This window comes from Bacteroides sp. D1 (assembly GCF_000157095.2).
GTDB lineage: Bacteria > Bacteroidota > Bacteroidia > Bacteroidales > Bacteroidaceae > Bacteroides > Bacteroides xylanisolvens.
The window spans coordinates 71,207-83,696 of record NZ_JH114336.1; the positions used below are offsets into that span (position 1 = coordinate 71,207).

Below are 12,490 nucleotides of genomic sequence, written 5' to 3' on the forward strand. Positions count from 1 at the left end.
CAATATCCTGTTTGATTGTATAAAGGTAGTGAAAAACAACCGGAAAAGCAAGCCGGCAAGCTATTTGTTTACAGATATTTGCCAGTGTCTTTTCTGATCGGAGAGCCGTCTTTGCCTTCCCTTTCGTTTGTCCTCGTTGATGCCTTCCACCATGATGACAAGATCACTCCATGTCATGGGGTACGAGTGGGTTTCAGGATCATAAGCGGGGATTTTAAAAGTTCCTTCCTCAAGCAGTTTCTCGTACATCACCAGACCTCCCGTTTCTGCGTGCAGAAGCTTTATACGGTTTTTCAGCCTGTTGATAAAAATGTACACATCTCCATTCCGGACATCCCCGTTCATTTTTTCCCGGATCAGACCGCTCAAGCTGAACATGCCCTTACGCATGTCGGTACTGCCGGGGCATAAAAAGTAACGCGTGGAGTCGTTCAGGCAAAACATGTTCCACACAGTTTAGTGAGCAGGCTCAAAGCGGCTTTACAGCCACCCGTGCCCTTAAATTTCATTTTAATCCCGTTGGGAAGCTCCAGGGATATTTCCGAGTTGTCAGTACATTTACCGGAAGTTTTCTCTGTCTTTTGCGGACACAAGGCAGGTTGGGACTGAAACGTTGGTGCAGATACATTGTTGTTGTCTATGCTTATCGGAACAAAACCATCCATGCCAGCTGTGGGAACACTTCCGGATTTAAGCTCCTCGTCCGAGATATTGAAACGTGAGCGCCAGTCGTAAAACTGGGAACGGTTATATCCTTCATTCGCACAAAAGTCCTTTACCGTTAAGTTGCTTTGGCGTTGTCGAAGAAGAATATGGAAAAACTCCTCCCTTGTCATATATTTTGCCATAAATCCTTTTTGCACACAAAGATAAGCGGGAAAGGATATTATGACAAGATGTATTTGCTCAACCGCTTACATTGGTTTGAACACTGTCCGGCTCATCGTCATTATTTTTCTTGCCTCTGTGAAAAAGTCCCATGTTTTTTATTTAATTACTTGATTTGTTGTCTTTAATGAGCACCAATCTTGACAATGTCCGGCTTACAGCTTCCATATTTACACTGGAGTCTATATTATTATTGACAATGCCTTGATGCCAAAACCAATATGGTGGATTCTCCGTGTGTTCCATCACGTCCTCCTTTTTTTATTGGGGTTATACTTCGGTTAATGTTTGTTGCGGGCGGAACTTTTCCGCCCGCAACGGCTTACTGCTTCCTCAAGGTGGGCAATGCTCCTTTAAGTTCGTAACGCCACCTTGAGCCTGCGTTCTGCAAGGCGGTGTTCATGGCATCGACGGCTTTCTGCCAGGTAACGACAGAGCCGTCCACCTTCGTGGCTCCGGTGCTTTCCCTATTGTAGCCGATGCCTTGTTCATGATTGTTCTTCCAATAGCCGGCGGTCACGGTGGTGTAGTTATTTCCCAAAAAGCCGCCGATATGTACTTTGCCAGTGCTACTACCCGTACTGGTTACGTTGCCCGTGGCATAGCAGGCAAGGAGGCTGCTTCCTGCGTTCATTCCCACCAGACTGCCGCCAGCGATATTCTTTGCGGGGTTTATTTCTATGGTCACGTTGCCCGTGGCATAGCAAGCGGTCAGGGTGGCACTCGAATTCGTCTGACCTGCCACGCCGCCGACATCGACCGTTCCCTTCACTGTGGCAGAGGAACTGCATCCGGTGATGGAACCGCCTATTTGAGCACCCACCACACCGCCGACATACACCGTGCCGCTGACGCTGCCCGACACCGAGCAGTTTTCAATGGTGCCCCAGCTATATCCTACCACGCCGCCAATACTGCCGCCATATATTTGATTGCTTGTTATCTGTACGCCCTCCATCACCACGTTCTTCACCGTACCAGCTCTATTGAGCCAGCCGAACAGACCCGCATATTCGTCATTTGTCGTAAAGGTCAGCCCCGTAATGGTATGGCCGCCACCGTCGAAGGTGCCTTTGTATGAGTTGTCGTAGTCTGTGCCTATCGGTGTCCAGTCTTTGCCTGTGAGGTCAATGTCAGTGTCGAGGGTAATGTTAATGTCGCTCTTACCTCCGTTCACTAATTCGGCTATATTCATCAGGCCATCAGCGGAGGTCACCGTGTAGCTGCCGTTGCTCTCTATGGTATAGCCCAGGTCTTTTGCCGCAGCGAGGGAGACGGTGTAGGTATATTCACCGCCCGCCTGCCAGTCGGTAGCATTCTTCATCTTATAAACGAAGGTCTTGCCGTTAGTGAAGGTGCACGTAATGAAGGTCGTGCCAGCTGCCACACTTTGCGGGGCTATGAGGGCGATGTAGGTGTTGCTGCCCTTGTCATACGGGGTGATTTCGGCTGGGTTGTCATTCTCGGTGGAGAGACCCGTCAGTCGCACGGATGCCAGTCCCTCGGTGTAGTCCGTCAGAACGATGGTCACTCGCGCCGTGCGGTGGGTGAAGCGGAGCGTGGGGCTGCCGTAGGTCACCGTCTGCCCGTCGGCTACGATGAGGTCGCTGCCCTCAAAGTCTTTCTGGGTACTTTGGTTGGCTTTTACCTTTACCGCAGGCGGGGTTGTCTCGCCAGCGGTGTAGGGCCACCACGCTGTGACGGTGATGTTGTTGTGGTTGGTCCAGTAGTACGGGTCGGTGGAAGTCAGCGTGGCGCTGGTGGGGTCGGCGGTGGAGGGCGTCACGTTGTACGTCTTCACCGTGCCGTCCATCAGGACTGCCACGCTCTGCACACCCGTCCAATTGCCATCCACGGGGGCACGGGTGCCGGCGGTGGCTGTCGCGGCGGGATTCAGCCCCGTGGCGGTGAAGACGATGGGTGTGCCTTCCTCCCCTTCCGGTAGGAAGCCCGCTTCGTCCTGCGTGCAGGCGGCAAGGCCGAGCAGCAGGGCGATGGCTGCGAATATATGGATGGTTGTTAGTTTCATGATGCGTGTTGTTTAGGGTTCGTTATTGTTTCTTTTGCAGTACGGGCAGGCCGCCGGTGCCGAGTGCCCACTGGTAGTCGTTGCCGGTGAGGGCGGTGTTCATGCCGTCGACGGCTGTCTGCCATTTCACGGTCGCGCCGTCCACCTTCGTGGCAACTACCGTTCCTCCTTCATTACGGAGTACTCCTTGCCCGGTATTGCCTCCCCAATAGCAGGAAGTTATATTCTTGTAGTTGAAACGCACTATAGTTCCACAGCCAGACTCATCTTTCAATGTGCCGTTGAACCAGCAAGCGATGATATCGCCATAATTTGCATTGGCTATACCACCACTATGTACAGTAAGTTTTCCCGTCACAGAGCAGGCAATGATTTGGCCATGATTTCGGTCCACCATTCCAGCAGCTCCTCCACTACTGCCATCCAGATTCACATCTATGAGTTGTAGGTTCTTTATCACTCCACTTACATTTAAAAAATAAAAAAGTCCAAAACTCGCTGCTGAAAAGTTTAATCCCGTAATGCGGTGTCCCTGCCCATTAAAGACGCCGGAGTAGCCTGGCCATGTGTCTAAACGTGTCCATTTCTTACCCGTCAGGTCGATGTCGGCGGTGAGGGTGCAATTTATCGATTCATCTTTTTGTATGGCTTTGTTCCATGCCAATAGGCCGTCGGCGTTATAGACCGTGTAGGTATTGGTGTTGCTGTCGTAGATGTAGCCCAAATCCTTGGCCTCGCCGCTCTCGCCGCCGCCGTCAACCCAGCTGCCGATGGTGCAACCCTCTAACGTCAGGCCGGTGGCGTTCACCTTAACGGTATATTTATAGCGGCTGCCCGCTTCTAATACGACGTTGTTCTGCGGGCGGAAGTAGAAGGTGCCGCCGCCGAGTTCCACCTTGACGAACGGCTTGCCTGCCGCAACGGTCTGCGGGGCAGTCAGTGCCTCGTAGGTGTTGCCGCTTGCGTTGTAGCTCTTGATGGCGGTCGGGTTGCCGTTATCGGCGGACAGGCTCACGAGGCTCACCGTGGCACCGGCGACGCTCGTGAATCCCGTGCCGGGCTTCAGTTCGATTGTCACGCGTGCCGTGCGGTGGGTAAATTCAAGTTTCGGGTTGTTAAATTCCACCTTCCGATTCTCAGCAGAGATGAAGTCGCTGTTCTGGAAGTCAGCCAATTTGCTTTGGTCTTCGGCCACCTTCACGGCAGGCATCTGTGTGATGTCGGCATTGTTGAAGGGCCACCATGCCGATACGGTAATCGGGTCGCGGCTGGTCCAGTAGTACGGGTCGTTCTCGCGTGAAAGCGTGGCACTCTTGAAATCGGTAGAAGCCGTTACGGTGTATTCCTTTACCGCATCGCCCATCTTGAGTGCCACGGAAGTGACGCCCTGCCAGTCGCCGTCCACAGCGGCACGGGTGGAAGGGGCTGCCAGCGGCGTTGCTTCTACGGACAATCCGGTGGCACGGATGACGACGGGGTATTCACCTTCGGGCAGACGGTTATCGCCAGCAAGTTCGTCCTGCGTGCAGGCGGCGAGGGCGAACAGCAGCGCGGTGGCTGCGGGGATAAATAATCTATGTCTCATAATTCTTCATTCTAATCGATTAATTATTAAAATCCTACAGGTCAGCACCCACATCTCCACCGTCTATATCGTTCCACTTTGCAATGGTGGCTTCGCTGACTTTAAGGACTTTGTTGCGTACCTTGACGGTATAGGTATAGTTGTTGCCCGCCAGCAGTGCGCCTTCGGGCACGGTGAGTGTGGCATGATATTCCTGACCTTTGTAATTCACAACCAACGGCAGGGATGCAACTGTCTGCGGGAAGAGGATGATCGATGACGTGAGAACGCCGTCTGCCAAATTCATGGCCAGTTCTCCGGTCTGTGCCCCGTTGTCTGCGGTGGCAATACCGTCGGCCGTGTTGAACGTACCGGTGAGTAACAATCCGTCCAGCGTGTAACGTTCAGGCTTGACCACGCTGAAATTCACGCCGTCGCCCGCCTCGAAGGTAAGGGTTATCTGGCTCATGCGGTGGTGGAAGGAGTTGTCTTCACCGCCTTTGGCGGTTTTGTCGGTGAAGCTTACTACCGGGTTGTTTTTGTCTCCCGTGGCTCCTGAAGCAAAGAGGAAGTCGATGGCAGGCTGGTTCTGCTGCGCCGTGGCATCGGTCGTGGCTGCGAGGATGCCTCCCGCCGCGTAGTACGGATAGTAGGCGCGGAAAGTATGGGTCTTTGTATCTTCGATATAGATGACCTTTCCTTCTGCCTCAAATTTCCCGTTCTTCAGTATGAAAGGCACGTTGCCGTACTGGGTATCGTTGCCGATGTCGGTGATGCCGATACGGTCACCGTTGTCCCAAGTGGTTCCGCCGGCGCGGGTGGCGGGGGCGATGTCGGCGGTAAACCGGGCGGCCACGGGGGCACCGTTCAGGTTCTCGTTGTCGTTGTTGCAGGCCGCCAGTGCGAGGGCGAGCGTCGCAAGTGCAAAAAATCTTGTCTTCATTATATCTGTCATTATATTAGTTAAATTCCATTTCAATAATTGCTGCACCTCAGCAAAATCAAAGCAAGCTTTGCTTCTGCGTTCGGTTTGCTAATTATTTACAAATCGGCATTTACATCATCACCTTTCACTTCTTCCCAGCCGTTGATTTCGGCTCCGTCCACTTCCATGCCTTCGGGAGTCTCAACCAGTGTTCCGCCGAGGGTCAGCGATTCGCCCTTTCCGGTGTTGAACTCCTTGAGGGCTTCCGTGAGGTCGCTTTTCAGCGTCGTGGGGGTCGGGTTGCCGTCCGCATAGCGGATTTCACCCGTCAGCAGTTGTTCCGTGCCGGTCACACCCAACAGCCGCACCGTGGCTTTCCACTTGCCGGCATCGTCACCTTCGGTAATCTTGGTGAAGAGCAGCACGACGTTCGAAGCGGCTCCGTAGGTATCGGTAGCGAAGTCGAGTGTTCCGGCTGCACCCGTCAGATGGGCAACAATCTCCGTGATGCGTCCGGCGGCATCACCAGTAGGTTCGACGACAAGCGTCAGTTCGCGTACCTGCTGCTTCATTGCGGCGGTCAGCGGATAGTCCTTGTCTTTCTCGATGGTCACCTGTTCCGTATAGGTGAAGAACCATCCCGGGGCATTGTTCACAAAGGTATCCGTGCCTGCCCGGGTTCCCGTGGCTGCGGCAATGGTGGCTGTGGTGCCGTTCACCGTGATTCCTTCAGCCGGGTTCCACACCGCAAGGGTGTAGCTGCCCGGAGCAAACAGATGGTCGGGGGTATGGGTGGCGGAAGTCTCCGTACCCGTATAGTCACCCATGGTGACCGTCCATGTGGCAGGTATGTCGATACCTTCACCGCGGGCCGACCAGTCGGCTGTCACCGCAATCTTCCCGTAGTCGGGATGCGGCGTGTCATAAAGCGTGTCCTTCACGCAGGAAGAGAGCAGCACGGCGGCTGCCATTCCCATCATATTTATATATTGTCTTGCTTTCATATTCTATTCCTCCGTGTTAGAATAACTTCCATACCAATGTCACACCGGCATTGATGGGACCACACCAATCTTTTGTCTCGTTGCCGCGGCGTACACGTACACCGTCGATGACTTCATATTTTTCGAAATCGGCATTCAGGTAGCCCAAACCGAGGTTGAAATCAAGAGCCAGTGCCTTGTTCAGCCGCAGCTGATAGCCGGCGGTGATGCCGCCACCCATCAGGTCGCCCTGCTTGCCTGTTTCGGAGAGCTTGTAGTTGAACTGTCCGGCCTTGAACATCGCGCCCAGATACCAGGCTTTCTTCTCACCCATATAGTAACGCACTTCCGGAGCCACTTCCCAGAGTGCATAGCGGTGGTCCTTGTCGCTCCACGTCCATGAAGTCCACGAGCCGTTTACGGCAATGCCCCACGATGGGCAGATGCGCCATTCCACGCCAAGATCTGGTGTCAGGGTAGCCCAGCGCAGCAGGTTGGCACGCAGGGAGAGATGATAATCAGTTGTGATTTTGGTTTCCGACGGCGTGTCGGCAAGTGTATTTTGTTGAGCGGCTTTCTCGGCTTCTGCCTTTTCAGCGGCAAGTCGGGCTTCTTCCGCCTTGCGCTGCTCTTCGGCAAGCCGTTCCTGTTCGGCACGCTTCTCGGCTTCCAGTCGTTCGGTTTCCGCCTTGCGTCGTGCTTCCGCATCCGTCGCGGCAGTTCCCTTTACCGGTACCGTCAGGCGCACGGTGACAAAATCACCCTCAGTCGCATGGTTGCGGGTAATGAAATTCTCCTCTTTTATTTCCGCACGGATAATCAGTTCGGATTTCACACGGTTGGCACGGATCTTCGCCGTGGCAAGGTTCTCGGCTTCACTGCCCAGTGAATTACAGTAGCCGTCAACCAATAGCGGCAGCTTGCCGTCAAGAATTGTGGTTTTGTTGTTTTCGATACATTCCAACAGACGGGCAAGTTCCGTGTCATTGCCATTCCAAGGCACGTAGAACATGTCCTTCTGCGGAACGAACCGGAAGGTGTAGGTCGTGTCTGCTTTCTGCTGCGCAAAAGCCGGAAAAGCTGCCGATGCCAGCCACGAAAACAAAATGAAGAATAGGATTCTTTTGCTCATTTTTTATATGCTTTTTAAATTTCCAATCCAGACTTAACATACAAAATAAGCGAAAAGATTTAAATTCAGCCCGATTCTTGCCTATAAAAAATGTCTCAATTGTCAGAATCGCACATCTTTGTGATTTAGAACATTTTGGTTTTGTCGTTCAGACTATTTTTTTGTCGTTTGGTCTATTTTCCCCATCCACACACACCGTATTATTCCGCCTCTGTTTTCCTCCATTTGACAGGGGTACAGCCTGCATTTTCCTTGAACAGCCTTATAAAATGGCTTGGTGACAAAAAACCGGATTTCTCGGAGATGTCGGCTATCGTCAACCTCGGATATCGCGCAAGGAGACGTTTCGCATATTCTATACGAAGTCCGATAATCCAATCGCGGAACGACATGTCATACGTAGTTTTGATGTACCCGGACAGGTAGGTACGGTTGGTATGAAGCACATCTGAAAGCTCCTTTATGGTAAGGCCGGGCCGGATATAACCGTCCGCATCGATCCAACCTTTGATTTTTTTCGCTATTTCGGCATGGAAAAAAGGAGTATCCTGCCTCTGTGCCTGTTCCCGGTTTGTGGTGTCACACAGGTCTTCCTCTTCAGAAGTCATGCCATCTTCCATCGCGTTTTCCACCTGTTCGTAAAACAGCAGATAGTTCAGATAGCAAAGGAAGAGATAAATGTAAAACGGTACCGATGACAGAATCCAGATATAGACGTATTCATCAGGCAGGAATGTCAGCAGTCCGCATCCCACCCCGAATGTGACAGCCCAGTAGGTGAAAATGGAAAGCCATTTGATATAGGCACCGATGTCGTCCGCACGGGTGTCATCGAAAATGCGGATGACCCTGTGATAGGCCCGGAGAAGCCTACGGGTCAGGAACAGCCCATAGATAACCAACCATGCGGCCAAGGCAAACATCACCGTTGTCTGTAAACCACCTTTTGGTAACAACAGCAGAACGATGCCGGAAAGGATGGAAAACAGTATCCATAGACAGATATGCGTCCGTAACCGACATTTGGTGATATAAAAGCGGTCAAGCAGAGTGGTGAGGGCCGAACTGAACAACCAGTAGCACAAAAAATAGGTGGACAGGTTCATCAGGATGGCGGCATCGGTATTCTTGAACCTGATTCCAAAAAAGAAATGTACCGAATAGTTGGCGGCAAGTAACAGTATGGCTACCCCCATAATTCGCCGGGAACGCAGATAATTATTGAAAATGGCTTTTTCCGGGGTTGGAGCCAACAAAAAATAAAAGCCGAAGAACAACATCAACGGTAGCGCAATACAAAGTGAATAACTGTATATAGATGGTTCCATTTTATTATGCCTAACTATTTTGAATGCAAAATTAGCGAAAATACTGAATATATGGCGGATTTGCCATGACGATTTACTTTCAACACCCTATTTTGATATAATCGAGGGCTTGTTGTATGGTATCCTTGCCATTATGTCATATTGATGGAAAAAGGCAGGAAAAGGAATGGTATGTTCCCAATCCTGCCATATATATCCGCACACTCGTTCACATTTTTATACCTTTCGGTTTGCACTCGTCACGGACGTTGAATCCCGGCCGCCCGATGATGATATGGTCGGCAATAAAATTGCCAGACGGACTGCGTTCATTCACCGGGCTGCGTATCTGCGGCACATCTTCGGTGTGTTGTGGAGATACGTTTCGTACACCTTCCGCATCCGGTTTGACCTCCTGTCCGTCATTCTCCTTTTCGGCGACTTCGGGCGTAGGCGGCTCAAGCTCCAACTGTATCTTTCGGTCGAGTGCTGCAAGTTCGGACTTCAACTGTTTCAGTTCGTCCTCCTTCTTCCATACCTTCCCGGCTATCTCCTACAACTGTGGGACCTCCTTTTCCTGCACCTCGTTCTTCGCCTTGTACTGGTCAATGATGGACGGAATCCTCTCCTATGCGTTCAGGAAATTGCGTGCGGCGGCTACCGGGTCAGCCATCGCCAACATGCAGCCTATGTCATACAAGGATACTGATACTACGGGAGAACCTGTCGAGCATGTGACAGAACCGGACAAGCAAATTGCGCATTCGGCTCTCGGTGACTACGGACCATTCAGTGTGAAATATGCCACGAAGGACTTTCTCAGCTACGGGAACAAAAAGTTCCGCATATAGATTCTGATTTTGCTTGTTACAGATGGAAGCAACGGCAATATGCCAGAGGAGGCCGGGCTATACAAAAAAATAAGGGGCTGTACACATGCGTCAGCTCCTTGTTTTTAAGGGGTAAGCGACTGCTCAACTACATCTTGTGCATTCAATTTTTCAGTGGGATGCACTCCATTGTAAGTGCATCTCAATTTCCATATACCAACTTATCTCAGGGTTGTCATTGAGTGTCAGTCTCGCTTTTTCCCGTTTTTTCCTGCATTTTCCCGGAACTGTCCTGATTATTTTCTCCATACATCCGGTAGCAGTTCCTTCAGGTCTCTGTCTGATTTGGGAGCCAGATAATAGGGGAGTTTACTGATCACATCATTCAGCCACTCTCTGGGGTTGACACCACGTTCCTTACATGAGCCAAGCAAGGAACAGATTATAGCCGTATTCTCAGCCGCTTCGTGGTTTCCGCAGAACAGCATGTTCTTTCTTGATATGACCAGTGGCCTCAGGGCATTCTCACAGCGATTGTTGTCAATGAAAATTCTTCCGTCATGGAGATACGGTTTCATTCTTGGCAGCAGGGAGTAGGCATAGGCTATGGCTTTTCCCATAAGACTTCGTTTTAGAACTTTAGGGTATGTGTTTTTAAGCCAGAGTTCAAAGCTGTCAAGCATCGGCTTGGATAGACGTTGGCGTAATTCAGCACGTCCTTCATACGGGAGTTCCTGTTTATCCGCCATGTATTCCACATTATACATATCCTGGATAAATTTGAGTCCCTGCATGGCATATTCCAGATTTTCTTCCTTGCACAGCTCTATATGTCTGCGGATATGCGCGAGACACCCACACAGACATACGTCCTCCCCATCCTCAAAGGCGTCATAAATGGGATGGCCGTCACTTTGGAGATATCCTTTGAAGTTTTTCAAAAGCCTGACCGCAACTTTTTGTGAACGCGATCCGTTGTCGTAATGGAAGAAGGCAGACGCGGCACAGCCGCTCGGACTATCCAGATGTATTCTTTTACGGCTTTATGCCTGTCGTGGTTTATAACCGGAAGCGTGGTCTCGTCAACCTGGAAGTAATCTGCGGCCAGTACTTTCTTCCTGAGTTCCAGATAAAGTGGCCTGAGAAGCTCGCAGACCGGTCTGAACCAGCCGTCCAATGTGTTTTTGGACAGTTTCACACCCAGATGTTCCAGCTGTTTCACTTGTCGGTAGAACGGGACATGATATTCGTATTTCTGTAAAAGGACCTCAGCGAGCATGGAAGCCCCTGGCATACCTTTATATATGGGCATCAGTGGCATGGGAGCGGTTATTACAGCCTTTTCTCCGTTATCAACGGCCTCCATTTCATTTTTCAGGGCGTATGTGGGACGTACCGTGTCTTTCACATAGAGGTAGCCGGGTTTCATCTCAAGGGTCCTGGTATGTTCCTCGCCTATCTTGACGTATCTGCTTAAATCGACATTCTCCGGTTCGATGACGACTGTTACAACCGGAAGGTTATCCATGACGACCCGGTTACGGCGCGGCGTTTTATTGGCGGCCCGGGACTTGGGGACGGTAATCTGTTCAGCCGCCCTGCTCCGGGCATCTTCGATTTCCGCCTCTATCTGTTCCAGGTCGCCATAGTCAAAAGGGAGCTTCGGGTCTCCGTTATCGACAGGCTTGCATTTCTCACTCATCTTTCCGAACACCTTCCTCTTCAGCCATGCCAGGGAGGCGTTCAACTCAACTATCGTACCCCGGAGTTCTTCTATGGTCCTTGCCTGGGCTGAGATGATCTCACTCTGTTTACGGTTGATATCCAGCAGCTGCTCCATTGAGGGTTCCACAGCTTGTCCGGTTGCATCTTCTTTTGCCATTCAATATCTTTTTTTTGATGATATAAAGATAGTCAAAAACAACAAGAAAAACAAGCCTTCAAGCTGTTTGTTTACAACTGTTTTACCAATGCTTTTTCAAATTGGAAAGCCGTCTTTGCCTGCCTTTGCTGACATCTTCATTGATGCCTTCCACCATAACGACCAGGTCACTCCAGGTCATGGGGTAAGAACGGGTGGCAGGATTATAGGCGGGTATCTTGAAGGTGCCTTCTTCAAGCAGTTTCTCATAAAGGACCAGACCGCCCGGTTCGGCATGGAGCAATTTTATCTTGGTCCGGAAACGGTTGTAGAAAATGAATACCTCCCCACTTCTGATGTCGCCTCCCATCCTCTCATGCACAAGGCCGCAAAGAGTGAACATACCTTTCCTCATGTCCGTATAACCGGGGCACAGGAAATATCTCATGCTGTCATTTAGGCAGAACATTGGCATTATATATTTTAGAGATCAGATTCAGGGCAGCTTCACAGCCGGAAGACCCTTTAAACTTCAACTTCAATCCGTTGGGTAATTCCAAGGATATTTCAGAGCTGTCCTTTCCTTTCAAGGGAAAGGGGACGCTAGGCTGGGGAGATGGCAGGGGAGCCTCGTGAGATATACCGGGGGATGGCGTGTCGCCATTGATTACTATGGGGACAAAGCTGTCTTTAACCCCTAAGCGGGAGGCTTCTGCCAATAACTCCCGCTCCGTTATACCGTATTTTTGTTTCCAAAGATAGAATCTACTACGGCTATAACCTTCATTCTCACAAAAATCAGCAATGGACAAACCACTCTGCTGCTGACGGAAAAGAACGGAGATAAATTTTTCTCTGCTCATCATGTGTTTACGTCGCTGCATCATAGGATATTATTTTTTTTGCAGCAAAAGTAAGGAGGGAAAATGAACTGTAGAAGATGTACTTACTCAGGCGCTTACTTTAAGGGG

At 50.8% G+C, this 12,490-nt stretch carries 12 protein-coding genes and 2 pseudogenes; 1 reads left to right on the forward strand and 13 read right to left on the reverse strand.

Annotated features, from left to right (window positions below; translation table 11 throughout):
- Window positions 1-60: 60 nt before the first annotated feature.
- The 10 genes and pseudogenes from tnpB (BSAG_RS15605) to BSAG_RS25545 all read right to left on the reverse strand — a co-directional run.
- Entirely contained in the window at window positions 61-444 is a 384-nt protein-coding gene (tnpB, locus tag BSAG_RS15605; protein ID WP_008771462.1) for an IS66 family insertion sequence element accessory protein TnpB, read from the reverse strand.
- Window positions 432-848, reverse strand: a complete 417-nt coding sequence (tnpA, locus tag BSAG_RS15600; RefSeq protein WP_008997427.1) for an IS66 family insertion sequence element accessory protein TnpA — start codon at window positions 846-848, stop codon at window positions 432-434. The genes tnpB (BSAG_RS15605) and tnpA (BSAG_RS15600) overlap by 13 nt, the downstream gene beginning before the upstream one ends.
- Before the next feature lie 142 nt (window positions 849-990).
- Window positions 991-1,134, reverse strand: a complete 144-nt coding sequence (locus BSAG_RS25215; protein WP_008616543.1) for a hypothetical protein — start codon at window positions 1,132-1,134, stop codon at window positions 991-993.
- Between the two features lie 76 nt (window positions 1,135-1,210).
- Complete coding sequence (locus tag BSAG_RS15595; RefSeq protein ID WP_008771465.1) at window positions 1,211-2,917, reverse strand: fimbrillin family protein; 1,707 nt, start codon at window positions 2,915-2,917, stop codon at window positions 1,211-1,213.
- A gap of 22 nt (window positions 2,918-2,939) precedes the next feature.
- A complete protein-coding gene (locus BSAG_RS15590) occupies window positions 2,940-4,502 on the reverse strand; it encodes a fimbrillin family protein (protein ID WP_008771466.1) in 1,563 nt (520 codons plus the stop codon).
- A 34-nt stretch (window positions 4,503-4,536) separates the two neighbouring features.
- Complete coding sequence (locus BSAG_RS15585) at window positions 4,537-5,424, reverse strand: fimbrillin family protein (protein ID WP_008771467.1); 888 nt, start codon at window positions 5,422-5,424, stop codon at window positions 4,537-4,539.
- A 98-nt stretch (window positions 5,425-5,522) separates the two neighbouring features.
- A complete protein-coding gene (locus BSAG_RS15580; RefSeq protein WP_008771468.1) occupies window positions 5,523-6,410 on the reverse strand; it encodes a FimB/Mfa2 family fimbrial subunit in 888 nt (295 codons plus the stop codon).
- Window positions 6,411-6,426: 16 nt separating this feature from the next.
- Window positions 6,427-7,521, reverse strand: a complete 1,095-nt coding sequence (locus tag BSAG_RS15575) for a DUF3575 domain-containing protein (RefSeq protein ID WP_008771469.1) — start codon at window positions 7,519-7,521, stop codon at window positions 6,427-6,429.
- A 200-nt stretch (window positions 7,522-7,721) separates the two neighbouring features.
- Window positions 7,722-8,849: a helix-turn-helix domain-containing protein gene (locus BSAG_RS15570; RefSeq protein ID WP_008997429.1), complete on the reverse strand. Its 1,128-nt coding sequence runs from the start codon at window positions 8,847-8,849 to the stop codon at window positions 7,722-7,724.
- 208 nt (window positions 8,850-9,057) lie between these two features.
- Window positions 9,058-9,507 (reverse strand): annotated as a pseudogene (locus tag BSAG_RS25545) (DNA methylase); the annotation flags it as partial.
- Here BSAG_RS25545 and BSAG_RS24905 point away from each other — a divergent pair.
- Window positions 9,473-9,679: a hypothetical protein gene (locus tag BSAG_RS24905; RefSeq protein ID WP_232287652.1), complete on the forward strand. Its 207-nt coding sequence runs from the start codon at window positions 9,473-9,475 to the stop codon at window positions 9,677-9,679. The pseudogene BSAG_RS25545 and the gene BSAG_RS24905 sit on opposite strands and share 35 nt — an antisense overlap.
- A gap of 275 nt (window positions 9,680-9,954) precedes the next feature.
- Here the strand turns inward: BSAG_RS24905 and tnpC are convergent.
- The 3 genes and pseudogenes from tnpC to tnpA (BSAG_RS15555) all read right to left on the reverse strand — a co-directional run bounded on the left by tnpC (window position 9,955) and on the right by tnpA (BSAG_RS15555) (window position 12,406).
- A pseudogene (gene tnpC / locus BSAG_RS26170) lies at window positions 9,955-11,540 on the reverse strand (IS66 family transposase).
- Window positions 11,541-11,622: 82 nt separating this feature from the next.
- A complete protein-coding gene (gene tnpB, locus BSAG_RS15560) occupies window positions 11,623-11,988 on the reverse strand; it encodes an IS66 family insertion sequence element accessory protein TnpB (protein ID WP_004318658.1) in 366 nt (121 codons plus the stop codon).
- A complete protein-coding gene (tnpA, locus tag BSAG_RS15555; RefSeq protein WP_004308135.1) occupies window positions 11,972-12,406 on the reverse strand; it encodes an IS66 family insertion sequence element accessory protein TnpA in 435 nt (144 codons plus the stop codon). The genes tnpB (BSAG_RS15560) and tnpA (BSAG_RS15555) overlap by 17 nt, the downstream gene beginning before the upstream one ends.
- Window positions 12,407-12,490: the final 84 nt, after the last annotated feature.

What these genes read in the sequence shown, in the direction of transcription:
- tnpB (WP_008771462.1), bottom strand. Translation starts at nt 444, where the DNA reads ATGTTTTGCCTGAACGACTCCACGCGTTACTTTTTATGCCCCGGCAGT.
- tnpA (WP_008997427.1), bottom strand. Translation starts at nt 848, where the DNA reads ATGGCAAAATATATGACAAGGGAGGAGTTTTTCCATATTCTTCTTCGA.
- BSAG_RS25215 (WP_008616543.1), bottom strand. Translation starts at nt 1,134, where the DNA reads ATGGAACACACGGAGAATCCACCATATTGGTTTTGGCATCAAGGCATT.
- BSAG_RS15595 (WP_008771465.1), bottom strand. Translation starts at nt 2,917, where the DNA reads ATGAAACTAACAACCATCCATATATTCGCAGCCATCGCCCTGCTGCTC.
- BSAG_RS15590 (WP_008771466.1), bottom strand. Translation starts at nt 4,502, where the DNA reads ATGAGACATAGATTATTTATCCCCGCAGCCACCGCGCTGCTGTTCGCC.
- BSAG_RS15585 (WP_008771467.1), bottom strand. Translation starts at nt 5,424, where the DNA reads ATGAAGACAAGATTTTTTGCACTTGCGACGCTCGCCCTCGCACTGGCG.
- BSAG_RS15580 (WP_008771468.1), bottom strand. Translation starts at nt 6,410, where the DNA reads ATGAAAGCAAGACAATATATAAATATGATGGGAATGGCAGCCGCCGTG.
- BSAG_RS15575 (WP_008771469.1), bottom strand. Translation starts at nt 7,521, where the DNA reads ATGAGCAAAAGAATCCTATTCTTCATTTTGTTTTCGTGGCTGGCATCG.
- BSAG_RS15570 (WP_008997429.1), bottom strand. Translation starts at nt 8,849, where the DNA reads ATGGAACCATCTATATACAGTTATTCACTTTGTATTGCGCTACCGTTG.
- tnpB (WP_004318658.1), bottom strand. Translation starts at nt 11,988, where the DNA reads ATGTTCTGCCTAAATGACAGCATGAGATATTTCCTGTGCCCCGGTTAT.
- tnpA (WP_004308135.1), bottom strand. Translation starts at nt 12,406, where the DNA reads ATGATGCAGCGACGTAAACACATGATGAGCAGAGAAAAATTTATCTCC.